Origin of the sequence: Paenibacillus sp. OSY-SE (assembly GCF_000283315.1) — a bacterium.
Classification (GTDB): domain Bacteria; phylum Bacillota; class Bacilli; order Paenibacillales; family Paenibacillaceae; genus Paenibacillus_B; species Paenibacillus_B profundus.
In genome coordinates this window covers 1-26,886 of record NZ_ALKF01000202.1, presented here as the reverse complement: position 1 = coordinate 26,886, position 26,886 = coordinate 1, and the positions used below count along the sequence as shown (strand labels likewise).

22 protein-coding genes and 1 pseudogene are annotated in these 26,886 nt (G+C 51.9%); 8 read left to right on the top strand and 15 right to left on the bottom strand.

Annotated features, from left to right (window positions below):
• Nucleotides 1–23: 23 nt before the first annotated feature.
• The 5 genes from A372_RS0128015 to A372_RS0127995 all read right to left on the bottom strand — a co-directional run bounded on the left by A372_RS0128015 (nt 24) and on the right by A372_RS0127995 (nt 5,596).
• Nucleotides 24–1,946, bottom strand: a complete 1,923-nt coding sequence (locus A372_RS0128015; RefSeq protein ID WP_019424250.1) for an ABC-F family ATP-binding cassette domain-containing protein — start codon at nt 1,944–1,946, stop codon at nt 24–26.
• A 116-nt stretch (nt 1,947–2,062) separates the two neighbouring features.
• Nucleotides 2,063–2,653 (bottom strand): TetR/AcrR family transcriptional regulator, encoded by a 591-nt coding sequence (locus tag A372_RS0128010; RefSeq protein WP_019424249.1) that lies wholly within the window; start codon nt 2,651–2,653, stop codon nt 2,063–2,065.
• Nucleotides 2,654–2,744: 91 nt separating this feature from the next.
• The gene (locus A372_RS0128005; RefSeq protein WP_019424248.1) at nt 2,745–3,596 is read right to left on the bottom strand and encodes a DUF92 domain-containing protein; all 852 of its coding nucleotides are present in this window, start codon (nt 3,594–3,596) and stop codon (nt 2,745–2,747) included.
• A gap of 48 nt (nt 3,597–3,644) precedes the next feature.
• Nucleotides 3,645–4,307 (bottom strand): fumarylacetoacetate hydrolase family protein, encoded by a 663-nt coding sequence (locus tag A372_RS0128000; RefSeq protein WP_019424247.1) that lies wholly within the window; start codon nt 4,305–4,307, stop codon nt 3,645–3,647.
• A 29-nt stretch (nt 4,308–4,336) separates the two neighbouring features.
• Nucleotides 4,337–5,596: a CapA family protein gene (locus A372_RS0127995; protein WP_019424246.1), complete on the bottom strand. Its 1,260-nt coding sequence runs from the start codon at nt 5,594–5,596 to the stop codon at nt 4,337–4,339.
• Nucleotides 5,597–5,746: 150 nt separating this feature from the next.
• Here A372_RS0127995 and A372_RS39165 point away from each other — a divergent pair, with 150 nt between their 5' ends.
• Nucleotides 5,747–6,499, top strand: coding sequence for a molybdenum cofactor biosynthesis protein (locus A372_RS39165; protein ID WP_019424245.1), 753 nt, complete (start codon nt 5,747–5,749; stop codon nt 6,497–6,499).
• Here the strand turns inward: A372_RS39165 and A372_RS0127985 are convergent.
• Nucleotides 6,487–7,563 carry a ThiF family adenylyltransferase gene (locus tag A372_RS0127985; RefSeq protein ID WP_019424244.1) on the bottom strand — a complete coding sequence of 359 codons (1,077 nt, stop codon included), beginning with the start codon at nt 7,561–7,563 and terminating at the stop codon, nt 6,487–6,489. The two genes, A372_RS39165 and A372_RS0127985, sit on opposite strands and share 13 nt — an antisense overlap.
• A gap of 218 nt (nt 7,564–7,781) precedes the next feature.
• Between A372_RS0127985 and A372_RS0127980 the strand changes: the two genes are divergently transcribed.
• From A372_RS0127980 to A372_RS0127970, 3 genes are all read left to right on the top strand, one after another.
• Nucleotides 7,782–8,636 (top strand): glycosyltransferase family 2 protein, encoded by an 855-nt coding sequence (locus A372_RS0127980; protein WP_019424243.1) that lies wholly within the window; start codon nt 7,782–7,784, stop codon nt 8,634–8,636.
• Nucleotides 8,637–8,720: 84 nt separating this feature from the next.
• Entirely contained in the window at nt 8,721–9,428 is a 708-nt protein-coding gene (locus tag A372_RS0127975; protein ID WP_019424242.1) for a glycosyltransferase family 2 protein, read from the top strand.
• A 143-nt stretch (nt 9,429–9,571) separates the two neighbouring features.
• Nucleotides 9,572–9,751 carry a hypothetical protein gene (locus A372_RS0127970; RefSeq protein WP_019424241.1) on the top strand — a complete coding sequence of 60 codons (180 nt, stop codon included), beginning with the start codon at nt 9,572–9,574 and terminating at the stop codon, nt 9,749–9,751.
• Between the two features lie 220 nt (nt 9,752–9,971).
• On the opposite strand, the gene A372_RS0127965 is transcribed toward A372_RS0127970, so the two are convergent.
• The 5 genes and pseudogenes from A372_RS0127965 to hemE form a co-directional block, all read right to left on the bottom strand.
• Nucleotides 9,972–11,252, bottom strand: coding sequence for a molybdopterin molybdotransferase MoeA (locus A372_RS0127965; RefSeq protein ID WP_019424240.1), 1,281 nt, complete (start codon nt 11,250–11,252; stop codon nt 9,972–9,974).
• Between the two features lie 13 nt (nt 11,253–11,265).
• A pseudogene (locus A372_RS36735) lies at nt 11,266–11,562 on the bottom strand (GTP 3',8-cyclase MoaA); the annotation flags it as partial.
• A 449-nt stretch (nt 11,563–12,011) separates the two neighbouring features.
• The gene (gene hemG, locus A372_RS34875; protein ID WP_019424238.1) at nt 12,012–13,478 is read right to left on the bottom strand and encodes a protoporphyrinogen oxidase; all 1,467 of its coding nucleotides are present in this window, start codon (nt 13,476–13,478) and stop codon (nt 12,012–12,014) included.
• A gap of 28 nt (nt 13,479–13,506) precedes the next feature.
• Nucleotides 13,507–14,451, bottom strand: a complete 945-nt coding sequence (gene hemH, locus A372_RS0127950) for a ferrochelatase (RefSeq protein WP_019424237.1) — start codon at nt 14,449–14,451, stop codon at nt 13,507–13,509.
• Between the two features lie 36 nt (nt 14,452–14,487).
• On the bottom strand, nt 14,488–15,534 hold the full coding sequence (gene hemE / locus A372_RS0127945) for a uroporphyrinogen decarboxylase (RefSeq protein ID WP_019424236.1): 1,047 nt from the start codon (nt 15,532–15,534) through the stop codon (nt 14,488–14,490).
• A 568-nt stretch (nt 15,535–16,102) separates the two neighbouring features.
• Here hemE and A372_RS0127935 point away from each other — a divergent pair.
• Entirely contained in the window at nt 16,103–17,314 is a 1,212-nt protein-coding gene (locus A372_RS0127935; RefSeq protein WP_019424234.1) for an MFS transporter, read from the top strand.
• Between the two features lie 111 nt (nt 17,315–17,425).
• Here A372_RS0127935 and A372_RS0127930 read toward each other — a convergent pair whose 3' ends face one another.
• Nucleotides 17,426–18,415: a LacI family DNA-binding transcriptional regulator gene (locus A372_RS0127930; protein ID WP_019424233.1), complete on the bottom strand. Its 990-nt coding sequence runs from the start codon at nt 18,413–18,415 to the stop codon at nt 17,426–17,428.
• Between the two features lie 276 nt (nt 18,416–18,691).
• On the opposite strand from A372_RS0127930, the gene A372_RS0127925 reads away from it, so the two are divergent.
• Nucleotides 18,692–19,462 (top strand): Cof-type HAD-IIB family hydrolase, encoded by a 771-nt coding sequence (locus tag A372_RS0127925; protein WP_019424232.1) that lies wholly within the window; start codon nt 18,692–18,694, stop codon nt 19,460–19,462.
• A 126-nt stretch (nt 19,463–19,588) separates the two neighbouring features.
• On the opposite strand, the gene A372_RS0127920 is transcribed toward A372_RS0127925, so the two are convergent.
• From A372_RS0127920 to A372_RS0127910, 3 genes are all read right to left on the bottom strand, one after another.
• Nucleotides 19,589–20,935 (bottom strand): sodium-dependent transporter, encoded by a 1,347-nt coding sequence (locus A372_RS0127920; protein WP_019424231.1) that lies wholly within the window; start codon nt 20,933–20,935, stop codon nt 19,589–19,591.
• A gap of 58 nt (nt 20,936–20,993) precedes the next feature.
• A complete protein-coding gene (locus A372_RS0127915; RefSeq protein WP_019424230.1) occupies nt 20,994–22,340 on the bottom strand; it encodes a sodium-dependent transporter in 1,347 nt (448 codons plus the stop codon).
• Between the two features lie 96 nt (nt 22,341–22,436).
• Nucleotides 22,437–23,072: an O-methyltransferase gene (locus A372_RS0127910; protein WP_019424229.1), complete on the bottom strand. Its 636-nt coding sequence runs from the start codon at nt 23,070–23,072 to the stop codon at nt 22,437–22,439.
• 83 nt (nt 23,073–23,155) lie between these two features.
• Here A372_RS0127910 and A372_RS0127905 point away from each other — a divergent pair, with 83 nt between their 5' ends.
• Both A372_RS0127905 and A372_RS0127900 read left to right on the top strand, forming a co-directional pair.
• Entirely contained in the window at nt 23,156–24,325 is a 1,170-nt protein-coding gene (locus A372_RS0127905; RefSeq protein ID WP_019424228.1) for a THUMP domain-containing class I SAM-dependent RNA methyltransferase, read from the top strand.
• Between the two features lie 141 nt (nt 24,326–24,466).
• On the top strand, nt 24,467–26,449 hold the full coding sequence (locus tag A372_RS0127900) for an LTA synthase family protein (protein ID WP_019424227.1): 1,983 nt from the start codon (nt 24,467–24,469) through the stop codon (nt 26,447–26,449).
• The last annotated feature ends 437 nt before the right edge of the window (nt 26,450–26,886 follow it).

Here is a 26,886-nt window from a genome sequence, read left to right as displayed (position 1 = left end):
ACTCTATCCCGTCCGTACCGATGTTATTTCTGTTTCTCTGCCTCAATCTGTTCTGCTAACTCGCTTAAATAGGTCCATCGCTCCATTAAATCACTCAACTGTGTCTGGGCAGCGCTATCTTCCTTCATGAGCTCCTGCAGACGGGCGGAGTCATTGAATGCTTGCTCCATTTCCTTCTGGATGCGCTCCATATTTTCTTCCGCCTCTGCAATTCGATCCTCGATTTGCTCATATTCACGCTCTTCTTTATAAGACATTTTCAGCTTAGTCTTACGCTCGAGACGTTCGGATTTATCAACTGCTGTAGCCGCCTTAGCCGCTTGATCGGACTCCGCGCTCGCTGTTCCGCCGTATTTTGCCTTCCACTCCATATATTCCGAATAGTTGCCTACATGCTGTTCTATCGCTCCATCTTCGAACGACCAGATACGTTCCACCACACGATCCAGGAAATAGCGATCATGGGACACGGTAATGACTACGCCCGGGAAATCGTCCAAATAATCCTCAAGCACAGCTAGTGTCTGCACGTCCAAATCGTTCGTAGGCTCATCGAGCAGCAGGACGTTCGGCGCTTCCAGCAGCATGCGCAGGAGTTGCAGCCGTCTCTTCTCTCCACCAGACAGCTTGCCGATTAAGGTCCACTGCATCGCCGGAGAGAACAAGAACCGCTCCAGCATTTGCGCTGCGGTAATGGTCTGCCCTTCCGACGTACGAACCGTTTCCGCCCCTTCGCGCACGTATTCGATTACCCGCATCGACTCATCCATTTCCTCATGCTCCTGCGTGAAGAATCCAATGCGGACCGTCGGCCCCAGCACGATCGACCCTTCGTCAGGCTCTCGCAGTCCAGCAATGATGCGCAGCAGCGTTGATTTCCCGCTTCCATTCGGTCCGATTATGCCGATGCGATCTTCGGGAACCGCAATATAATTCACATCCTGGAACAGCGCTTGGCCGTTAATGGAGCAACCGACATGCTCAAGCTCCATTATCTTCTTGCCCAACCGGGCAGATAAGGTCGAGACGTCCACCTGATCGCCTTTTGCAAGCGGTCCGTCCGCTTGCAGATCTTCGAACCGTTGAATGCGCGCCTTCTGCTTCGTCGACCGCGCTTTCGCACCACGCCGGATCCAAGCCAACTCCTGACGCAGCAGGTTCTGTCGTTTATCTTCGGTTGCCGCTTCCCTTGCTTCACGGTCCGCCTTCAGCTCCAAGAAACGGGTATAGTTCGCTTCATAGAAGAAAGCGCATCCTCGATCAAGCTCCATCATACGGTTGGCAACCCGATCGAGAAAATAACGATCGTGCGTAATCATAAGCAGTGCACCCGATCGCTTCTGCAGCAGCGTCTCTAGCCATGCGACAGTATCGTTATCGATATGGTTCGTCGGCTCATCCAGCAGCAAAATATCTGACGGATGAATGAGCGCAGAGGCGAGTGCAACACGCTTGCGCTGTCCGCCGGACAAGGTTCCCATCTTGGCGTCGAACTGTTGAATGCCAAGCTTGGACAGAATCGTCTTCGCCTCGCTTTCGAGCTGCCATGCTTGCAGCCGCTCCATATCATCGCTTGCGCGCACAAGCTTCATCTGTATGGCTTCATCGTCAGGCTTGCGGCGAGCTTCTTCCAAGCATTCCGTATATTTCCGGACAGCGACCATCTCGGGCGCATTTCCGCCAAGCACTTGATCGAGAACGGCAGCCTCCGGATCAAAGACTGGCTCCTGCGACACATACTGCAGGGTCACCCGATTTCCGATAAGCACTTGCCCTTCTTCCAACGGTTCCACTCCAGCGATAGTGCGCAAAAAAGTTGATTTTCCCGTACCGTTTACACCGACAATGCCCAAGCGGTCCCCAGCTTCAATTCCGAAGGTTACCTCCTTGAACAGCGTCTTCTCTCCGTAGCTTTTGCCAAGCTGATCTATCGTCATTAAATGCATCATAAATCCTCCATTCGGTTCGCAAGCAAATTCGCATGATTTGCCCAAAAAGGGAGAACCCGAGGTTCTCCCCTTGCTTTTATACACTTTCGGCACCTTTGGCTAAGTCGCTCCTCTTACTGCCCGGCGGCTTCTTCATGACTCGCGGCACACCCATTCATGAACAAATCAGCAACAAATCGAATGCGCTGCTGCAAATCTCGTTCCGTAAATGTAGGCGAGAACAAAATATCCATCTTGATCATATCCAACATTCCCGCGTACGATTTGGCATGAAGTGTCGCTTCCGGCACCCCGTAAGCCTCCATCGTCTCCGAAATAAGACGCATATAGCTGTGCATGAAGTTTCGAAGCGCAGCCATCATGTCCGGGTCATTATTCGGTGTCTTGAAGAACAGCTTCGTATACTCTTTGCGGTTATAGTAATAGCGCAAATGATGGTCCGCAATAAATCGCAGCCGTTCCTCCAATGAATGGCGTTGATTCAGACCGAATTCCAGTTCGCGCAAATATTGTTCAAAATCACGCACCGTCATCGCGGTGAACAATTGTTCCTTACTCTTAAAATATAAATAAAGTGTTCCTTTGGCAATGCCTGCTTTATCGGCAATATCAGACATTTTCGTCTCGTAAAAGCCATCGGAACCGAAGAGCTCGTATGCCGCATCTAAAATGAGATGCAGCTTATCGCCATAACCGTAACTCATCGGCCCACCTCCTCCACATTTGCCCAAGCCATGACCTATGCCTGACATTCTTTGTTCGAATATATCACGAGTTCGATTGCTTGTCGATTTGTTACATTCCATATAACAACAAAACAAGACAAGAAGCAGCACCGCCGGCGCTAGAAGTAATCATATTGACTCTATCATTGTTCATCCAGCCTGCCCCGCGAACGAGCACGGTCGGGATGCCGCAATGTTCGGTTCGTTCCGTATCCGCGCCGCACTTGCTGCAGCGGTAGCTCGCCTGGACGGTAGCGCCGAATAAGGAATCGAGCATGGCTCCCGCCACACCGCCTATTCCTGCTGCGCCAATGATCACCCCTAAATCAACCCAATTATGCTGCTCGTTCAAAATGAGCATAAAAACGACGGCTGCAATGCCAATGGTCAGCGCCCCCGCAACAGAAGCTAGTGTGCCTATGACCGATACAGCCCCCGATGTTCCCGCGGGAACTGTACGGCCTGTCAGTATAGAACGGGGAGGCTTAGGGCTGAGGCTGCCGATTTCCGTTGCCCACGTATCCGCATTGACCGTAGCCATTACCCCGATAAACAACCACATCCATATCGAATTCGGAGCAACGTAATTCAAGAGACAGAGAATCATGCCAATGCCGCCGTTCGCCAACACTTGCCCTGCATCGCGCTCTCCTGTTTTTTCATACAGTTCATCAAAGCGCACCTTCATTCGCTTTTTCCACTTGGACCAGCCAGTTGACGTAATGAAAAAAGTCAACAGCAATCCGAACCAGAGAAGGTCGCCACTCCCATAATATATCGTCCCCATGATAACAGCTGCAGCGGCACCCGATTTTGTCAGCGATCGCTTCCACCACGCTGCGCCTGCCACCAGCAGACTTCCCGCGAAGCCAATCAACCAAGGACTGATGCTGCCCAATAGCCTCATCCACTCTTGAAACAAATTCGTCCCTCCTCGAGACTCCACCAAGCCAGTTCTGTTCCGATCATTCTAACCCTGCTCCGTAATAATGCAGGAACCGAGCACCTCTTCGCGCAGACAAAGGGCTAATCGATCCCGCGCCTGTACAGGACCGACTCCTGCAGGCGTACCGGTAAACAATAAGTCTCCTTCACCTAAGCCGTAATGCTGAGCGACGTATGAAATGAGCGTATTCAGCGAAAAAATCATCTCTTCTGCACTGCCAAACTGTACGGTTTCATCATTTTTCACTAACGAAAAAGGGATGCGTTCAAGCTCAGTCGTTCCCGGAAACGGCACAAAGCGCGTAATGGGGGCACTATTTAGCACTCCTTTTGCCGCAAGCCACGGATGTCCTTTTTGCTTCAGCACATCCTGCACGTCTCTAAGCGTAAAGTCAATGCCTAGCGCATAGGCATCCACCGCTTCGTCCGCGGTCATGCCTGGGGTCACCTTGCGGCCAATGCGAAGCACAAGCTCAATCTCATGGTGAACCGCACCGGTATGAAGCGGCAGAGGAAGCTGCGTCCCATCGGCAATCAGCGATACAGCATGGGAAGGCTTCAGAAATACCATCGGCTGCGTAGGCACGTCATTGCCGAGCTCTGCCGCATGCAAGCGATAATTGCGTCCAATGCAGTACACATTGCGTACGGCGGATGGGTCAAAGTTTACTTTTAGGTCTGCGTTCATCGTTTATGTCTCCCCTCATGGCAACTTATTTATGATTTCGATGCGATACGTCCTTGTCCGTCAATGGATACACGGTTGGAGATGCTTTCGACGTGCTTCATCAGCTCGGTACCTTTCTCTCCCTCAAGCGGTACCGGCTGCCCCAGCTCGGTAAAGAACGGCTTCATCTGCAGCTCGCATTTGCCGCTCTTCGTGCATTCCGCCTGCAGCACCATCGTATCCCACGTCTTCGGCAGTTCATTGAGTGTGAACACAAAATTGCCCACGCTGTACGCAATCCACTTATCTTTATATTGCTCAAAGCCTTGCAGCACGTGCGGGTGACCGCCAACAATCAGATCGGCACCGGAATCGACATATAATTGAGCCAATTCTTTTTGATATTCGAGGGGATAATCCTCCCGCTCTTTGCCCCAATGGGCAATGACAATAACGAGATCGGCTTGCTGCTTCGCTTCCTTGATCGCCGCGGCCGCCTGCTCCTTCGTACCTTCATAGGTGGTTGCGACCCCCGGCTTATTCTTCCCTGCATACCAGCTTGAGTCAGGAATGACGCGGGTAAAGCCGAGAATTGCCATCTTGATGCCTTGGCGTTCTACAATGACGGGACTGTAAGCTTCTTTGCTGTCCTTCCCTGCCCCGACATACTTCACCTTCGCCTTATTGAGCGCTTCGAACGTATCAAGCAGTCCATTTTCGCCTTGATCCATCGTATGGTTGTTGGCCAGATTGACGATGTCAATACCTGCATTCGCTATGGCTTGGGCCGCCTGCGGAGATGTCTTATAGACGAAGTCCTTCTCCTCCGCTGGAACGCCATCCGTCGTCAACGGCGTCTCCAAGTTTCCGATAGACAGATCCGCTGCTTGCAACAACCCTTTTACGTATTGAAATGGAAAGTCGTACCCCTTCTCCTGAACGACGCCCTCTACTTTGCCCGCCATCATCATATCCCCGACAAATGTGAGGCGTACCACCGGCTCTTTCCCGGCGGAATCCTGATTCCCGGGCTGGGCGCTCTCTGAATCGCCTCCATCGCCACGTTGGCCGCTCGCATCGTCCTGCTCCTTATTCGCATCCGCGCCGTCCGATGAAGGTCCGGTTGCCGGCTCGACAGTCAACTCATTCACATCAGGCGCCGATCCGCCGATTAATCCGCTTTGCCAGCCGTAGATAGCGGCCGCAATGAGGATAATGCCCAGAATGGCATTTCCCCACAGGCGATGCCGCTTTTTCTTTTTACGTTGTTCCCGCTCCTCTTTAGCTCGATCCATTCTCGATAATGTCATAGTTTCTCCTCAATCTCGGTCACTGAATGACTTCTATTTTAACGTTCTTTTTCCAGCCTGCAGGAAACTAGGTAGTTACCTGAGTCCTATGGTAAGATGGGTTCAGATAAAATGTGTTCATCGCAACAATGGGAGAAAGAAGGTTATAAAATGCTATATCATGTGCAATGCTTTGCCGGCTTGGGCGAATTGATCGGACAAGCCGTCGCAACGGTGGAAGCCCATGGTTCCACCATTTCCGTAGCAGAGCTGAAAGGTATAATGGCTGTCCGATATCCGCATGCGGCGCAAGCGATTCTGCGCGCCTTCATGGCCGTCAATCAACAATATGCCGCGGACGACCACATGATCGTGCCGCAGGATGAATTGGCCTTAATCCCGCCGGTATCCGGCGGAGACGGTACCTCTGCGGTCTCCGCTGAGACAGGCGCCCGTTCCAATGATGACCGATTTGTGCTTATGTATAATTCCATTGCAGTCGAAGCCGTCTCCAGCGCAGTCGCGCATCCAGACCATGGTGCAGCGCTGCTGTTCATCGGCACGACTCGTGAGCACACGAACGGCAAGCGCACGATCCAGCTCGATTATGAGGCATACGTTCCGATGGCGCTCAAGATGCTCCAATCCATCGGCGAAGAGATCGCCGCACGCTGGCCTGGCACGTTAACGGCGATTACCCACCGATTAGGCACGGTTCCTGTGGGAGAAGCAAGCGTCGTTATCGCCGTATCTTCTCCCCATCGCGCAAGCTGCTATGATGCGAGCCGTTATGCCATCGAACGCTTGAAGCAGCGCGTGCCCATTTGGAAAAAAGAAATATGGGAAGATGGCTCTAAATGGGTCGGGCATCAGCTCGGGGCCGAACTCTGGAATCCGATGACGGAGCCTTATCAACCCAAGTAACGGTCATGTATGATGCGCGCTTCGACCGGATCTTTTGTGCCGTGCACCAGCACTCTTCCGTCACGGAAGACGACCAGGCGGTGCGCATCGGCCTGCAAGGATACTAAATACGGATTGACCCGTACCTCTCCATGCTGTGCAGAATGAAATCGCTGGGCGATATCGTCCAAATCAAGCTCTATGTGATGAGCAGGCCGTATTTGAACGGTGTCCCGTCCGCACAGAATGTCTGTCTTGCGGTGATGGGCTGCGCTAAGATACGGATGCGTGGCCTTTATCCCGCAAGATGGACAATCGACCCGTCTCGCGTCCTTCACTCCGATCGCCGTATGCTGATTCGTCCACAGGTCGAACGAGACCAATGTATGACGCAGCGCTTCACGATGTCCTGTCAACCACTTCAACGCCTCTGCCGTCTGATAAGAGACCACCATCTGTACAGCCGGGGCAATAATTCCAGCCGTATCACATGTAGCCCCGCCAAGCGGCACCGTTTCCATCAGACAATGCAGACACGGCGTCTCCTTCGGCACGAACATCATTGACATGCCGTAACTGCCCACACAAGCGCCATAAATCCATGGTATGCTTTTTTTCATCGCATAATCGTTAAGCAAAAGACGCGTATCGAAATTATCGGTCGCATCCATAATCAGCTGCGCCCCGTCCGCTAATGCGTCTAATTCGTCAACCGTTACATCAGCGACGACCCCGCACACGTTAGCCTCGCTATTAATCGCCTTCAAACGCCGTTCGGCAGCAACCGCCTTCGGCAGGCGCTCAAGCGCATCCGCTTCGACGTACAGCTGCTGGCGCTGCAGATTGCTCCACTCCACATAATCCCGGTCCACGATCGTCACCGTTCCGACTCCCGCACGCACTAGCATTTCGGCAGTGCCTGATCCGAGCGCTCCCGCACCGACGATGAGAACACAGCTCTCCTTCAGCCGACGCTGCCCTTCCGGGCCGATAGGCTGGAAACGTTCTTGACGGGAGTAGCGATCATGGTTCGAACCATTGTCTATTGTCACGTCCGAATCAGCCGACGCTGTCGTTTCCTGCATGTCGTCGCCTCCTAAAATATTACGCGTAGCTGCTTGCTAACCTCTTACATATCATCACTACTATTTTACATGAATGCGATGCAAAAGCCTACTTCATCTCTTCCATACGAGGGCCATTCATTAATATCGCTTTCTTCTTGTGTTGAATGTCTCGTATCGCTCATACAATATAGGTGAACGACCGCTTGAGCCCTATTATATTTTACTGAGGTGAAGCCATGCCCACCCCGCGCGTGCTTATCGGAAGTCCCGTCCGCCAAGCAGCGGATATATTGAATCCTTTTCTAACGTCGTTGGAACGGCTCGATGCGAAGCGGCATTCCGCAGATTTCCTGTTCATTGACGATAATGAATCCCCCGAAGCATCGCTTGAACTCGCTGCGTTCCAATCACGAACCATGGGCAGGCGCAGCGTTCTAATCTGGCCAAGTCAGGAGCCCTCCGTTCCATATCGGTGCAATGAAGTAACCCACGAATGGAATGAAACGCTCGTCTGGCGCGTCGCCGCCATGAAAGACCGCATCATCACCCATGCAAAGACTCACGATTACGATTATTTGTTCCTCATCGATTCCGACGTCCTCGTCTCCCTCGATACGATTGATCGTTTGCTTACGGCGGAGAAGGATATTATTTGCAATATATTTTGGACGTCCTGGCAACCGGGAACGATTGAGATGCCTCAAGTATGGCTTCAGGATGTATATTCGCTAGTTCAAAAAGGCCGATCCGAATCATTATCCGATGAGGAAGCCAACCGCCGGCTGCACGCTTTCCTGCAGCAGCTAAGAGAACCTGGCATCTATGAAGTCGGCGGTCTCGGTGCCTGCACCTTAATTAGCCGACAGGCGATTCGCGCTGGTGTTCGTTTCGCTGAAATTCGCAACGTGTCCTTCTGGGGAGAGGACCGGCACTTCTGTATCCGTGCGGCAGCTCTTGGCTTTCCATTGTTTGTCGATACGCGCCGGCCGGCCTACCACATCTATCGTCCCTCGAACCTGCAGGGGGTTGACGCTTATTTGCACGCCACATCGCAACACTATGCGGAAGGCGGCGAGCACGGTCCTAATTAAGCAAATCACAAGGTATTTGCATGCCTTTGAAGCGTTCAAGGATACTTCAAAGCCTTTGCTGACAAAGGGGGGTTCTCATTTACGATGCGTTCCAGACCATATCGATTAACACTTTCCATGATTGTCCGCAATGAAGCCGACCGATATTTGAGCAGAATGCTTAAGCGGCATCGCCATCTCATCGATAATGCCCTCATTATCGACGATGGCAGCACAGATAACACGGTGCAAGTATGTGCAGAAGCGCTTCACGACGTTCCTCACTCCATCATTCGCAATCCGGTCTCCCGCTTCGCGGAGGAATATCGCTTGCGCAAGCAGCAATGGGACGAAACAATGCGCCTCGAGCCAGATTGGATCCTCATGCTCGATGCGGATGAAGTGTTCGAACCCAGCTTCGATCAAGACATTGAAGCGATCCTTAGGCAGCAGATAGCTGATGCCTTGTATTTTCGCTTATACGACATGTGGAACGATACTTGCTACCGGGAAGACGACGTATGGCGAGCCCACTCCATCTATCGCCCGTTCCTCGTTCGTCCTCGCCATGGGGATACGTATACATGGAAGGAAACGAATCAGCATTGCGGCCGCTTCCCAGCCCAAATCGAGCATCTGTCATACGCATGCCATCCCGCCCGTATCCAACATTTTGGTTGGGCCCTAGCGGAAGATCGCTGCGCTAAATACGAACGCTATCGTTGCTTGGATCCAGACGGAACATGGGGTTCAATGGCACAGTACGAATCGATTCTCGATCCCGATCCGCTCTTGCTGCCCTGGAATGAGTAACAACGGGTGAAAATTTATATTTTCAGTTCGTTTTCTATTCTTATGAAAGATGCTCATTGCAGGGAATGAGTTGCTGATGTTCTAAATAGAGGGGAAAGTGATGCGAAGAATCGAACGGGCATACCTTCTCTGGGAAGGGTAAAGTGACACCATGGGAAAACGTTGCGTTAATGCAGGGGCGCGTTCAGACTGTAGGTGATCCGCTTCATCAGCCCCTTTGCATCATTCTCCCCTTCCATCAGAAGGCGGCACGCCCATTCGCGATTCTGGACGCCGTCAAGCTAACTCCCATCCTGATTGGCCGCTTCACGGCAGCTTCTTGACATGGTATCTATACGAGGTGGCATGTACCTTATCTTCGCCACGACATTACCCTTCCTGACTGTACGGGAGAATGGGTCTAAGGAACATTCAGCAGAAGACCTACCCCGTGTCCTTTGGCCATAAGCAAAAATTTATATTTTCAGTTCGTTTTCTAATCATCCCATCGCAACTATCCATCCACCTGTCGGCTTCGCCACTGCGATGTCGCCTTCAGATGCCTTAGCGCCTCAGCCGCAGCGGAATGATATTGACTCGTGTTCCTGCAGGCATGACCGCGCTCGTCGGCGGAATGCAGATGAGACAATCCGCATCGCGAATCGTAATCGTAGCGTTGGACATATCAATCCCAGCCAGCCGTACCGTAAGATTGCCATTCTCATCAGCGGCATAATTGCCGCGGACGAACCGTTCAAAGCGGTCCTGCTTCGCAAACGGCTCAAGAAGCATCGCCGTCATGCGATGAGGAAGCGGTTCATGTGCCCCCTGCATGCGAAGCAGCGCCGGACGGACGAACATTTCGAACCCGACATAGCAAGCACTCGGATTGCCGGATAAGGCGAAGAGCGGCTTGCCGTGCAAGAAGCCGACGGTTGTCGGACTGCCTGGACGCATCGCAACCTTATTGAACAACAACTCACCAGACCAATTGTTTGTCAGATCGTACATGACATCGTAGTCACCGACAGACACGCCTCCTGTCGTAACGACGGCGTCGAATTCCTTTATCGCTTCCATGATGACTGCCTTCGCCCGTTCCAGTTCATCGGGAATATGCGGCAGCATGTGTGGGATTCCACCTGCTTCCCGAACCTGAGCGGCCAGCATGAAGCTGTTGCTGTTGCGAATCTTGCCCGGCTCCAGTGGCGCAGAGACATCGAGCAGCTCGTGTCCGGTGGACAAGATAGCTACACGCGGGCGGCGGTGCACTTGAACGGTCGCGCAGCCAAACATGGCGAGCAAGGCCATTTCGCCTGCACCGATACGGCAGCCGCTGCCAACCATCAGCTCGCCCTGCGCAATCTCTATGCCGACAGGCAAAATGTTGTCGCCTTCCCTCACCGGCTGCTGCAGCTCCAGCTCCCGCTGGTCGGCTGTGCCGTATTCCGTCGTCTCCTCCAGCTTGACGACCGCATCTGCACCTTCCGGAACCTGTGCGCCCGTCATAATGCGCACCGCTTCCCCCGGAAGCAACGCTCGGCTTGCAACCGTGCCGCACGCTACCTCCTCCGTCACGCGCAGTCGAACTGGCTTCTCCAGCGAAGCCTGCGTAATGTCTGCGGCACGGATGGCATAACCGTCCATGATGGACCGGCGAAAATGCGGCACCGGCACATCTGACCGCACGGTCGCCGCCGCATGTCTGCCGTATGCTTCTTCCAGCGGGATGTATTCCACCCCTCCCGCCTTCATTCGCGACATGACCATGGATTGCGCTTCCTGCACGGATATAATTGTGCGATTAAATTTTGGATCTGATGTATACGTATTGGGCTTCGTCATTTGCGCCCTCCTTCTAACCGCCTATTTGGGACATCGTACGTTCCGTCGGTTGATGCGATAACGATTGGCCGGACATTTCGTGCGCCATCTCATGGTTGAGCGGCTTCGCATCGAGCGATCGCAGCATCGCTTCAGCCAGCGCGGCCTCATTGCCTATATAAGTGCGAATGTTAAATTCATCGGACCAGCACAAGCAAGGCTTCAAGCAGCCATCCGCCGTCAGCCGCAACCGATTGCACGTTTCGCAGAAATGAGCGCTTACCGGATGAATGAGGCCGAATGAGCCTGGCGCCCCCGGCAGACGGTAATATTCAGCCGGTCCGCCTTACCGTGGCATGCCTTCCGGAATCGCTTTCGAGTTCACTGGCCGCCCGCCGCTCTTCAAGAGACATATAGCTTTCCTTCCAGCCTGTTTGCCGCCCGCCTATGGGCATATACTCAATAAAGCGCAGACACACCGCAGATTGCAACGATCTGTGATAGAGATTCGCATATAATCGTGAACACGCCCATGACCGTCGATCAATGTTTGCTTCACCGGCATCCCCCCTTCCGGACTAGCTCTAACACGTTTATTTCAATTAAAATGGACAGCATCTCTCTCCATAAAAAGCATCTGCTCATTGACAGGATATTATCATCAATGAACATCGTCTTTGCAAATACATATACACGGTTATTAGCAGACATGTCAAGGCAAGCACCCTAATAACACAAAGAAGGCCGCAGCACGGCCTTCTTAGAAAAAACTATTCGATATCACCCAGTTGTCGTATAGACGGGCTCCAATTCATTGTTACGGCTTGCAAAGTACGAATACGCGTCTTCTCCCGCCGCTCTGCCGCTGCGAATGCAGTCTGGCATGCCGACTCCTTCATATGGCTGACCAGCCAAATATACGCCAGGCAGATCGCGACGGACGCCATCGCGCAGCGCGCTAATCGCTTGCACGTGTCCAACCGGATACTGCGGCATGGAATTCCTTAAGCGGGTAATCTCCACGAACTCAGGCTCGGCTTCAATACTCATCAGATCGCGCAGCTCATTTTTCACCGTTCGTTTCAATGCATCGTCCGGCCATTCCACACGTTCTTCATCACCGGCACGGCCGATATAGCAGCGAACGATAAGTTTGTCCTCGCTGCTCGTGTGAGGCCATTTGATCGAAGTCCACGTACACGCGGTAATGGCTCTTCGTTCCTTACGGGAAATGAGGAAGCCGGTTCCATCCACTGGCATCTTAATCTGCTTGCGATCGAATACGCTGACGACGTTCGCTACCGACACATGATTGATGGCCTGAAGCGCACTTACATCCACATGTCCCTTCAGGAATGATGCCGCATGATAAGACGGAGTCGTCACGACGATGGAAGACGCCTCCAGCGTGCTGCCATCCTGCAGAGCAATGAGGTAGCGGCCATCTTCCAGCTTGTCGAACCGTTCCGCACCGACGCCTACCCGAAGCTCGACCCGGTCCTTCAGCACTTCTTCCAATCTCTCGACAAGCGAAGTCAAGCCGTTCCGGAACGTCAAGAACATCGATCCCTTCGCCACATCCGGCAGTCCGGGCAGCGATTGCCCCGCCTTGCGGTTCGCCTGCATCCCACGGATTAAGCTGCCATGCTTGCGCTCCACTTCCCCGAATTGCGGGAATGTCGCCTGCAGGCTCAACTTGCTCATATCCCCCGCATAAATGCCGGCCAAGAGCGGTTCTGCCACATTCTCGGTAACTTCCTTGCCTAGTCGCCGGTCCAGAAACGATCCCAACGATTCGTCATCCGACGAGGTGCGGGGCTTCTTCACCAAATCCATCAGCGCGCGCAACTTTCCGAAGACGGAGATAAGGCCCGTCTTGGCGAACGGTCCCAACTCCGTCGGAATGCCAAGCACGAGCCCCGGCGGCATGCGATACATTTTGCCCCGCCGTACAATATATGTTTTTTTGGCATGCGGATTCGTCGCCACGAGCTCCGATTCCAATCCTAAATCGCGTGCTAAATCAATCATCGGCAGCTTGCGGGCAAGAAAAGAGTCTGGTCCTTTCTCAATGACGCAGCCTTCCTTGCGCAACGTTTCTATCTTACCGCCCAAGCGCGAAGCAGATTCAACGATGGTGACGGACAGCGATTGTCCGCGCTCCTCCGCTTGCTTCACCGCGTAATAGGCGGCAGATAGTCCCGTAATTCCTCCGCCGATAATGACAAGATCCCGCGAACCATTCATGATGTGCCCCTTCTTTCTGTCAAGCTCACTATTGATCCAATGTCATAACGACATCCGCAAGCGCTGACATATATTTCGGATCATCATTCAGCATGCGAATGCGTTTAAAATTCAAGTTCATACGCTCTGCCGCCTGAGTCGCCTCGATATCCAAGTCATACAGCACTTCCAGATGATCAGATACAAATCCGATCGGTGCGGACAGCACATGCTTCACACCTTCTTGACGCAACGAATCAAGCGTATCCAGTATATCAGGTCCCAGCCACGGCGCAGCTGTCCGTCCGGCGCTCTGCCAGGTAAAGCGCCATTGTCCTTCCTTCAATTCGCAGCGCTCCGCAATGGCGGAAGCGGTCGCATTCAATTCGTCCGGATACGGATCATTCATTTCTAAGATGCGTGCCGGCAAGCTGTGCGCACTGAACAGCACTTCCACTTCTTCACGGGGCGCGCCTTCCGACACATAAGCATCTAATTGTTCTTGAACACGCTCTGTCAACGCATCTAGCAAATCGGGATGCAGATGGTAGCTATTCACGCATTTCAGCGCGATATCCTGCTGCTCCGCCGCTTCCTGCGCGCGTTTGTTGTAGCTTCCCACGCTCATTACGGAATAATGCGGCGCCAACACCACACTGACCGCTTCACGAATGCCATCCTGCGCCATCGCGGCAATGCCGTCTTCAATAAACGGATCGACATGCTTCAAGCCTTGATAGCACACATATTGCACGTCCGTTCCTTCCGCCGCACGATCAAGCATGCGCTGCAATCCTTGGACTTGACGGTCGGTATGCTCGCGCAGCGGGAATACTCCCCCCACAATCGCTTCATAGCGCTCTGTAAGCTCCTGAAGCTGCTCTTCTGAAGGCGGATTTCCACGGCGAATATGCGTATAATACGGCTCGATTTCTTCCATGCTGCGCGGAGTCCCATAGGACATCACGAGAACTCCTACTTTGCGTTTACCCATCTCTTCGCCTCCCTCTTGTCTCCAATACGTTCTATTCTATTGTTTTGCGAGTGCTTCGCTGGAATAAGAATGGATGAACTCCGTTAACTGTTTCAATTTATCTAGCGATGCTTCCGGGAACAGCCCGTGACCGAGGTTGAAAATATACCCCGGCTCCTGCATGCCCTCATCCATGATATGAGCCGCTTCGCGCTTAATGACATCCATCGGTCCTGTGAGCAAATAAGGATCTAAGTTGCCCTGTACCGCAAAGCGGCCATCCAGACGTCGGCGTCCTTCCTGTATCGACACGCGCCAATCTAAGCCAATCACATCAGCCTGCAGCTCATGCAAGCACGGCAGAAGCTCGCCCGAGCTTACACCCGGGAAGTAAATTTTCGGCACATCCAGATCAGACAGTTCCGCATAAATGCGCTCTATCGTCGGCAGCACAAAGCGCTTAAAATCGCGCGGTGACAAAGAACCTGCCCAGCTGTCAAACAATTGGAACGCCTTGCTTCCATTTTTAACTTGAGCACGAATATAGGTGATGACCATATCGCCCAACTTATCCATCAGGGCAAACCATACTTCAGGCATTTCATACATCATTGTCTTCGTACGGATATACGACTTGGACGGACGCCCTTCGATTAGATAGCTAGCGATGGTGAATGGAGCTCCCGCAAACGTGATGAGCGGAACCTTCAGCTCCGCATCCAAAATGCGAATCGTCTCCAAAACATGTCCCAGATCCCCTTCCGGATCAACTGGCTTCAGCCGCTCGACATCGGCAGCGCTTTGAATCGGATTGTGAATAACAGGCCCGACTTGAGCTACGATATCGAAATCAACACCAATGGAAGCAACCGGATTCATAATATCGGAATACAATATCGCCGCATCGACACCGAGCTTGTTCACCGGCATCATGGTGACTTCCGCAGCCAATTCGGGCTGGCGGCAAATTTCAAGCAAACTGTATTTCTCTTTAATTTTGCGATAATCAGGATCAGTACGTCCAGCTTGTCTCATGTACCACACAGGCAGCCGATCTACTTGCTCTCCTCGGCATGCACGCAAGAAACGATCATTATAATTCATCAATAACCCCCACTTTGACGGCATTGTGCAATTTGTTACAACCTACCGCTTCCATTATGCCCCTTTTCTCGTCTTGCCACAACCGGACCTTCCTACGAAGCTATGACAATCTGTTGACAAAAATCACCCAAATGTGAACAACTTTTGACATTTTATCACACAAATTCTTAAAATGCCGCTCCTCCCGCTTACAAGTAACTTTTACCTTTATAGTGACGAGCTAAACACATTCACGATCAACTTCTTCATTAATCATTGGAAAAAGGGACCGGCTTCACATGATAAGGGGGTGAGCGTATGGGTATCGGTAATATCGGCATCGTCCTGATCGTCATCCTTGCCCTGCTGCTCTTCGGCCGTACAAGCTTCTTTGTTGCTGTCATAAAAAAACAATATTTGCGCAACATATTCAGGTAATAAAAGGGATTGCAGAAGGACATTGAACGTTATAGAGCATACCTCCGTTTATGTCATATGACACAATCGATATAGTAAAAGTATGATATAATGAACACCAGTTGCTGGCGCATCGGACGGACCGTGACCTGAGAAAGTGGTGAATAGGGAAATGCAGCAATGGAAAGTAAATCTAATCATCCTATGGTTCGGGTCATTTTTAGCCATGGCAGGCATGACCATGGTAACGCCATTTTTGGCGCTTTATTTGCAGCACGACATTGGAATGAGCAATCAACATGAAATCGCCGTCTGGTCGGGCCTAATTTTTGCGGCGAATTTCTTGACCTCATTCATATTTCAGCCGATATGGGGCAAATTCGCGGATAAATACGGCCGCAAAATTATGATTTTGCGTTCTGGCTTCGGCATGGCGGTGGTAACGGCTTTAATGGGATTGGCGCAGACGCCTATGCATCTATTGCTCCTGCGCATGTTGAACGGAACCATTTCAGGCTTTAACCCGGCTGCCGTCGCGCTCGTGTCGTCAACGACACCGAAAGAACGCATGGGCTTCGCGATGGGCATCCTTCAGTCCGGTGTCGTCGCTGGTACGATTCTAGGCCCGCTTATCGGCGGGGTTCTAGCGGATATGGTAGGCTACCGTCCGATATTTTACATTACCGGTACGCTGCTCTTCCTCGCGACCATGCTCACTATGCTTATGGTTAAGGAACCGTTCGACCGCGAGAAGGCGGCCGAGACGCCGCAAATGTCCGTCATGGCCGGATTTAAGCAGCTGGCAGGCATTCCGCAGCTGCTTGCTTTGTTTGCGGTCACATTTCTGCTGCAATTCGCGATGATGAGCCCTGCATCCCTGCTGCCGCTTTATGTGCAGGAGCTGCATGGATCACAGCAGAACTTGGCGCTCCTCGCCGGCTTTGTTAGTGCAGTGGCGGGGATGTCGAACATGATTTGCTCGCCGATACTGGGCCGGCTCAGCGATCGGATCGGCTCCCACCGCATCTTAACGGTATGCTTAATCGGGGCTGCGTGTACGCTCATTCCGCAAGCCTTCGTGAGTAAAGTATGGCAGCTTGTCGCCATACGGTTCATGTTGGGTATGTTTATGGGCGGTCTTTTGCCCTCCGTCAACGCGCTCATTCGGAAATATACGCCTGACGGGATGGAGAGCCGTGCCTATAGCTTTAACAGCAGTACACTCGCTCTAGGAAATATGATCGGTCCTATTATGGGCGGGGCTGTTTCCGGCTTCATTGGAATTCAAGGCATTTTCATTATGTCTGGAGTATTTCTGCTTATCAATACAGCTTGGGCCCGCTTCTCTCTATATGGTCGGAACCGTGCGACGCACCGTCCGTGACGTCTCTATCGAACGAATGCAATCAACTAAGATAAGGTCACACGTCGCCACATCGATTCACACTGCCACTCAGCACGAACAGAGGCCAAGGGATAACCTTGGCCTCTGTTGTTATGTCAACGACTGGACTGATGCGCGTTCGACGAATTGAAAGGGCAGCTTATGCTTCACTGTCTCTTCGGCAGGATTAATTATTTTACGATAACAGACTTGAAACATGAGACTTCCAGCCTCCTCGTTGCAATGCCCCAGAGCCGTCAATTCCAGCACATCGGCAAGCGGCAAGTTCTCGCAGCTAATGATGGACATTTGGTCTGGCACCTTTATCCCCAGCTTCCGTCCTTCAAGCATCATACCCGCCGCAATCTCGTCTCCGGATACAAGCATCGCGGTAGGAAGCTCCTCCAGCTTGGCCAAGCTTCTTATCACTTCAGCACCCTTCGCAATGTCATAGCATTGATAGAACATCCACTCTTTCCTCGGACGCTCGCCAATCCGCTCCAATGCATCGCTGAAGGCGCGCTTGCGAATGCCGCTGTTGAAGCTGTGCTCCCGGGCCAGCGTAAGACCGATATGCCGATGCCCCCGCTGAATGAAATAATCCATCGCATGCATATAGCTGTTATAATGGTCGAACGACACCGACGAAATCGTCTGTTCGCCCGTATCTTCAAAGGCAACGATCGGCCCATACGCTGCGTATTCTTCCACGACATGCCAAGGAACTGCCTTGGACACGATGATTAATCCGTCAATCTGCTTCATCTTCAACATATCCAAGGCGCGCAGCTCTTCTTGCTCCCGATAGTCGGATTGAAAAAAAATGAGGTTGTATTGATGCTTCAATGCCTCATCGGCAAGCCCTTTCATAAAGCTCGTAAAAAAGGGCTGATTCATATACGGCAATAAAATTCCGATCATTTGCGTTCGACCTTTAACCAGATGGACAGCATTAACATTCTGGCTGTAATTCAGCTTCCTGACGACTTCCAGTACGGCTTCTCTCTTTTCCCGGCTGACATAGGGATGATTGTTCAAGACACGCGACACTGTTGTGACAGATACGCCAGAAAGCTCCGCGATTTGTTTAATGTTTGCCAAGCGCAAATCCCCCCTGTCCAGGCTAATACTTGTATTATAGATGATTACGATCGCATTAACGAAATTTAAATTTAGAGATTGTTCAAAAAAACCTTTTGAGCACGAAGCATCGCGAGATATGATTCGACATTTACAAATTCAGCTTGACCTGAAATGCATTTCATCATTTATGTTGGGATTGCAGTCACCTGAAGTCGGCGTAACCGGATGTTGTCGGGCGTTACGGCTCGGTGGCTCGCCCCTAAGAACAGCAGCATGAAGCAGGAGGTCTAGAATATGGAACGTAATATCGTTTTCTTCGATATAGACGGAACGATCTTGAACGAGAACCACGAAATTGCCCTATCGACAAAACGCGCCATCCAAGAACTGCAGGATGCCGGTGTATATACCGCAATTGCTACCGGCCGAGCACCATCCACCTTTACGTGGATCCGCGAAGAACTAGGCATCCACTCCTATGTATCGATTAATGGACAATACGTCGTCTTCGAAGATGAGGTCATTTACGATCAGCCGCTGGACACCGTTGAGCTTGAGGCTTTCGCTTCCATGGCCGCATCACTTCATCATCCTATTGTGTACATGCATTCGCACGGTATGTCCGCCTCCATGGAGCATCAACTTATTCACGACGGATTGCGAACATGCAATCTGGAGCATCCGCCCGTCTGTGCAACGGGCTATAGGGAAGCAGCAGTATATCAAGGCGTTCTATTCTGCAATGACGAGGCGACGATACCGTTTGCCGAGCGCTTTCAGAACATGCAATTCTACCGTTGGCACTCCTTGGCGACGGACTTCCTGCAGAAGGATGGCTCGAAAGCGGTGGGAATACGTAAATTTCTGGAACGGACCGGTATGAGCCAGGAGCACTGCTATGCATTCGGAGACGGCGTGAACGACATCGAGATGCTGCAGTTCGCCGGAACAGGCGTAGCTATGGGCAACGCTTCGCAGGAGGTCAAGCGGCACGCCGATCTCGTCACGGCTTCTCATACCGAGGATGGCATATGGAAGGGACTGCGGACCGTCGGCCTGCTGTAATACGAACAAGCCTCCGACCCACATGGGCGGAGGCTTGTTATTATTCATCCGCCTTGGCATCTGTCGGCAACGGAATGATGGTCATGTCGTCGAACCCGGTTTCCCGTTCTGTTGCCCATATCAAATTCAAACTGGCAGGATGTTCAGAACGTTTAAGAAAACGATAACGATGATGACCGGAATCACATATCGCAACAGCAGCACATATAAGGCCAAGCCTTTGCGCCATCCTGCCGCTTCCGATGAAAATTCGGCGTACAACCGTTCTTTTGGCATGCGGTATCCGACAAACAAGGCGATAAGCAGCACGCCGATCGGCATCAGAACATTCGTCACAGCGAAATCCGCCGCATCAAATAGCGACAATCCCATAATTTGGACGTTTGACCATACGCCAAAGGATAGAGCCGATGGAACGCCTGCCATAAAGATGAGGGCCCCGAACAGCCAGCTTAACCGTTTGCGCTTCTGCTCCTCCCCGCGGGAAAATCCCGAGACGAGAATTTCCAGCATCGAAAAGGCCGAGGTCATGGCTGCAAATAAGAACAGTGCGAGGAACAGCGCAATGAAGATGCTTCCGTATGGCATCTGCTCAAACAGTGCAGGCAATGTGCTGAACAACAGTCCCGGTCCTTCTTGCGGCTTCATGCCAAGCGCGAACACAGCCGGGAAGATGGCCAAACCTGCCATGAACGAGGTCAAGACGTTCAACCCGACAACGGATAAAGAGGACTTCACCAAAGATTCCTTTTTATTCAAATAAGAACTATACGTCACCATAACAGATACCCCGACGCTAAGACAGAAAAAGGATTGTCCTAATGCATACAAGATCGCTTTTCCTGTCAATTTTCCAAAGTCAGGCTGCAAAAAATACAACAGCCCTTCGGTCATGCCTGGCAACGTCAACGATCGCGCAATCAGAACGAGAAACAAGATGAACAAGCCTGGCATCAAAAGACGGCTAGCACGCTCAATACCACCTTTAATTCCTTGTCCGACCACGATAATCGTAATGAGCATGAAGGTGAACTGCGCCGTCACCGAAGACCATGGATTGGATACAGTCTCGTTAAACAACGTATCGTAATTCTGCCCCGCCTGCAGCAGCCCGCCAACTAATCCGCGCGCCAAATACAGCAGTATCCAGCCTCCTACCACGCTGTAATAAGATAAGAGCAGGAAGCATGTTCCCATACCGAGATACCCGGTCCAGTGCCACTTGGATCTGGGAGCGATGTCCCGATAGGCAGAAATCGCTTCTTTACCGGTACTGCGTCCGATAACGAACTCCGCAAGCAGCAGTGGCAACCCGATGCCTAATGTAAATAGTAGAAAAACGAGAAAGAAAGCGCCGCCTCCGCTCGTTGCCACCACATTGGGGAATTTCCAGATTGCGCCCAATCCGATGGCCGACCCTGCTGACGCCAATATAAAACCTATTTTTGAAGACCACTGCTCTCGCGATTTCATTTGTTCCTCCTGTTGTCACTCTTGTTGAAATAGTTGTGTGTTGTCATATACACCCTCTTTAAATGGGCAGCCAGTTCATCCCGTGCATGAAGACAAGCACGACGATAACGGGAAGGACAAATCGCAGCATGAAGACATACAAGGCAAGTCCCTTCCGGGCCCATGCCGACTCGCCTGACCACTCTGCCTGCAGCCGCTCCCGCGGAAATCGAAAGCCAACAAATACAGAGATGAGCAGCACGCCCAGCGGCAGCATCACATTGGTCACCGCGAAATCCGCCCATGCGAATACGTTTCTGCCCAGCCATACGAAGTCGCTGCCGACCCCGAAGGAAAGCGCGGACGGGATGCCGAGCATAAATATAATCGTTCCGAACAGCCAGCACATCTTCTTGCGGCGGGCTGCATCCCCGTGGGCGAAGGCCGCGACGACTATCTCAAGCAAAGAGAAGGCCGATGTCAGCGTGGCGAACAGGAACAAAGCTAAAAACACCGTAATGAACAGACTCCCGTACGGCAGTTGCTCGAACACAGCAGGCAGTGTCACGAACAATAATCCCGGTCCTTCTACCGGCTTCATCCCAAGCGCGAACAGAGCCGGAAAGATGGCAATGCCCGCCATGAACGAGGTCATCACATTCAAGCCGACAACGGACAGTGCCGGCTTGCCAAGCGGTTCGTTCTTCTGCAAATAGGAGCTATATGTCACCATGCAGGATCCGCCTACGCTCAAGCAGAAAAAGGACTGTCCGAGGGCATACAGCAGCGCCTCAGAAGACAGTCGGCTGAAATCCGGCTTTAGAAAGTAGACGAGCCCTTCACTCATTCCCGGCAGCGTAAGCGACCGGATAATAAGCACGACAAAGAGCAAGAACAGCCCTGGCATCAGGATCCGGCTTGCCTTCTCGATGCCCTGCTTGACTCCCCTGGCCACGACCACAATCGTCAGCAGCATAAATGCGCCTTGAGAAAGCACTGCCTCCCATGGATTGGCCGATGTCTGGTCGAAAAGAGCGCCATAATCGCGTCCGGCTGTCAACAAAGATCCGGTAATGGCGCGAATGAAGTACAGGACGATCCATCCACCGACGACACTGTAGAAGGAAAGCAATATCGAACAGGTCGCCATTCCTAAATATCCAACCCAATGCCAGCGGCTGTTCGGTGCCAAATCGCGGTAGGCAGACACCGCTTCTTTTCCGGTGCTCCGTCCAATGAGAAATTCAGCGAGCAGAAGCGGCAATCCGATCCCAAACGTAAATAAAATGAAAACAAGAAAAAAGGCGCCCCCGCCACTTGTCGCCACGACATTCGGAAATTTCCATATCGCTCCGAGTCCGATGGCTGAACCGGCTGACGCCAAAATAAATCCAAGCCTGGAAGTCCATTGTTCTCCCGATTTCATAATAGTCCGTACCCTCCGTTACATAAGTTGCTGTCACATATTATAACACAAGGGAGCAAAGGCCTTTCCAGACGCAAATCTTTACACTTATGCGAACTAGCGCACGATGGCTAATGCCAGACCGTCATAAGCCGGCAGCATTGTGCTAATCAGACGATCGTCTTGTGCGATCATTTCATTAAAGCGGCGCATCGCTAGCACAGAAGGACCTTGCTTGTCAGTGTCTAAGGTGCGTCCTCGCAGCATGAGATTGTCACCGGCGATAATGGCTCCAGGCCGGGCCAGTGTAATGGCATATTCCAAGTAATTCGGATAGTTGCCTTTATCAGCATCGATAAAGAAGAAATCGAAGCGTGCGCCTTCCTTCTTCAAAGCTGCCAACGAGTCAAGCGCTTCCCCGACCCGATACTCCACTTGTTCGCCGAAGCCCGCCTCCGTTAGGTGTTGCTTCGCTAAATCGGCATAGTCCTGACGCAATTCCAGCGACACGAGCTTGCCTTCCGCAGGAAGCCCCCTCAACAGGCAGCAGCCGCTGTATCCGCCTAACGCGCCGATTTCCAACGCATTCCTCGCATGCGACATGCGGACAAGCATCGTCAACAAGCGCCCATATCCGGCCGGAACGGATATTTCGGGCAGACCATTGGCGCAAATTTGCTCTTTAATATGCTCCAACGTGACATCCTTCGTGTATAACTGCTCTAAATACGTTTCTACCGCTTCATTAGACATTTTCCCAACCTCCTGCTTTTTATGATATGATGAATGCCATATGAGTACAAGTCAGACAAAGTAGAACGGAGTGAAGAACACCGATGAATCGACCTTGGTCGTTAATCGCTACCGCCCCGATGGGACTGGAAGCCATTGTGGCGCGAGAATTGCATCAGCTAGGTTATGAGGATGCGCATGCAGAGAACGGACGCGTGCATTTCAAAGGAGGACCGCTCGATGTATGCCGGACCAACCTGTGGCTGCGCACGGCGGACCGCGTGCTTATCAATATGGGAGAATTCCCGGCACGAACGTTTGAGGAACTGTTTGAAGGAACGAAGGCGATACCGTGGCACGAATGGATTCCCGCACACGGAGAATTCCCGGTCGACGGCCGCTCTCATAAATCCCAGCTTTCCAGCGTCCCCGCTTGCCAAGGGATCGTGAAGAAGGCGATTGTTGAACAACTGAAGCAGCATTATCATATCGACTGGTTCGAAGAAACCGGACCGCTTTACCGCATCGAGATATCGTTGTTGAACGACCGGGCGCTCCTTACCTTGGATACGACCGGACCGGGACTGCATAAGCGTGGATACCGGAAGCTTACCGGTAAGGCGCCGCTCAAAGAAACGATGGCAGCCGCATTGGTGCAGTTAAGCCGCTGGAATCCGAATCGCCCGCTGTATGACCCTTTCTGCGGTTCGGGTACGATTCTCATTGAAGCGGCAATGATAGGCTGGAACGTAGCTCCCGGGCTGCGTCGCTCCTTCCCTGCGGAAGCTTGGCACGTCATCGAAGAGGCTCACTGGGAGACGGCGCGCGAGGAAGCGTTCGATTCGGTGAAGGATGATATCGATCTGCAGCTGACGGGATCCGATATCGATGCCGAAGCGATTCATCTCGCTGAAGCGGCCGCCAAGAGCGCAGGCTTCTCCAGGGAGATTAACTTCCATGTTACACCAGTCGCCAAGGCAAAGCCAGAAGGCGATTACGGCGTTGTCATTACGAACCCGCCTTACGGGGAGCGGTTGAATGAAAAGGATGAAGTGGAACGCATGGTGCGCCAACTGGGCTTCATGGCGAAGGGCTTGCCGACATGGTCGTTCTTCACGATTAGTCCGAACCGGCAGTTCGAGCATTATTTCGGCAAGCCGGCGGACAAGCGGCGCAAGCTGTTTAACGGAAATATCGAATGCCAGTTCTACCAATATTTCGGTCCGCTTCCACCTCGACCGCCTCGCGGGTTGCATTCCCCAGAGCAGGGCTAGCTTGAATTAACCAGACATCCTTAACGAGCTAATCGTTTTGGATGTCTTTTTATTTTTATATATTTCGTAAATCTGTTATGATGGGGAGTGTTTATTTTTCCATACAGATTTTTTCAATTTGCAAGGAGAAAGGAAGAAGTTATGAAACCGACAATAAACGGTCCAGTCCGATACTCGAACCGCAGTCTACGGCTGCTGTCTTTAGTTGGACGGTTGGATATCGTCTGGTTTGTTGTCTTGATTTTGTGGAAGCTCATTTGGTTCGACAAGGCGCTCTCCATCCCGAATATGGCGATGTCCACGAGCGATTTCTGGGTTGCCCTTGGTGCGGTGCTTATCGTCGGGGGTTGGACCTTAGGGTTATCAGCGCGTTGGCGCACCTTGGCCTTAATGATACTGAATGTGATTCTCACGATACTGATTTTTTCGGATTTAGTCTATTTCCGTTACTTTCAAGATTTCATTTCCGTGCCTGTTCTGCTGCAAGCGGCGCAGGTCAGCTCGCTCGGAGACAGCATCGCTTCGTTGATAATGCTGAAGGATGGCTTGTTGTTCATTGATTGGATTGTCGTCATTCCGTTATCCATCGTGACATTCCGCATGCTGTCGAAGGAGCGTCGCGTTCAGAGCAGCAGCTATATTCTTCCAGGGTCATCCAGAAGACGTCCCAAGATAATAACGCGCCTGATCAGCGGCATTGTCAGCATCGCTATCGGTTCCTTGCTCATCGCAGTACCCGTGCAGCAAGCGACAAGCACGTGGGCGAAAGGCTTGTTCGCCGGTCATTGGTGGAACGCTTCGATTTATAACGTTACCGGACTACTCGGATTTCACGGCTATGACGTGTACCGCTATGCCAAGGATAACTGGTTCTCTGGCGCCACGATTTCCGCCGAGGAACTGGCGGGGGCCAAGCAATGGTTTGCCGACCATCGCGCCGATCGCCAAGGTCCGCCCGTCTCGTTCAGCAAATACAAAGACAGCAATGTCATCATCGTACAAGCAGAAGCATTTGAGAACTTCGTCATCGGCAAAAAGATTAACGGTCAGGAAATTACGCCGCACCTTAACGCCTTGTTGAAGGAAAGCATGTATTTTAACCGCTTCTTCCATCAAACGGGACAAGGCCGGACCTCGGATGCAGACTTTGGCGTCAATGGCAGCCTTCACCCGCTTCCGACGGGTTCCGTCTTCATTCGTTACCCGAATCAGACGTATGATATGCTGCCAGGAATTTTAAAATCAGCGGGTTATGAGACAGGGGCATATCACGCGTATGACGCAGGGTTTTGGAATCGCTATTTAATGTATAACAATATGGGCTACGATTTCTTCATGAGCCGCAAAGATTATAAAGTGGACGAGCCGCTAGGATGGTCGGTCGGAGACAAGTCTTTCCTGCGCCAGTCTGTTGCGCGCATGTCGGAAGCACAGAATCCGTTCTACAGCTTCTTAATTACGCTGACGAGCCATCACCCGTACAAGCTGCCGGAATCCGCACAGCAATTGAACGTCGACCCGCACAAAGATACTATCTTTGGTGATTACTTGCAGGCCATACGTTACGTGGATGATGCTGTCGGAGAGATGACCGCCGATTTAAAGCAGCGCGGATTATGGGATAAGACGATTTGGGTGCTCTACGGGGACCATGACAATTCCATCTGGGACCGGGAGCCGCTCGCCCAATTGCTGGGGCATGACATCAGCGACTTGGATATGCTCGAAATGAAGAATCAAGTCCCGCTCATCGTCCATCTTCCAGACGGAGCCAACGCAGGCACGTACGACACCCCAAGCGGCCAGTTGGACATTGCTCCTACCCTATTGCACTGGCTTGGCATCGATGCGGGTGACAAATATATGATGGGCCACAACCTGCTCGCCCCTAACAACCGGCTCGTCGTGCTGCGCAACGGCTCCTTTACCGACGGCAACGTATTCTATGTGCCTTCGGCAGACGGGCTGTTCGAGAACGGAACCTGCTTCGATTACAGCACGCGCCAGACGACTGATGCATCCCGCTGCGAGCCTTTAGAAGCTGAAGCCAAGCATCGTCTAAGCATCTCGGATCAGGTCATTACGCATAACTTGATTAAGCAGTTCCGGCAAGACGGAAATTGAACGTACATTGAGCAAAAAGGGTCGTCTCGTAAGTAGGTTTTTCTACTGAAGAGACGGCCTCTTTTTTAGAAAACGCCAGCACCACGTGCTTATCCAGCGACTGTACTCTACAGTTGAAACAATATAAGCCTTGAGGTATTACGTTCATAGTAGGATCCTTCATATAGCACTTAGCTCCACTCTCCCCTTAGTTCAGAAACTACATAAAGTTGATGCAGGATAATACCAGCGCGTGCACTTGCTTATAGCAGCACCTTTTCATTTTTTGAGAAGTTAAAAACTAGAGAGCTACGACATGAGATAAATATTTCAGAAAAAGGTTTTCAACACGAAGAACGCCAAAGAGCAGCAACTGGAATGGAGCATAAATACAATCAAGATGGTCAAACAGTCACAATTGGAACAATTCAAGAAATGCTGCTAGAACGCTCATACAG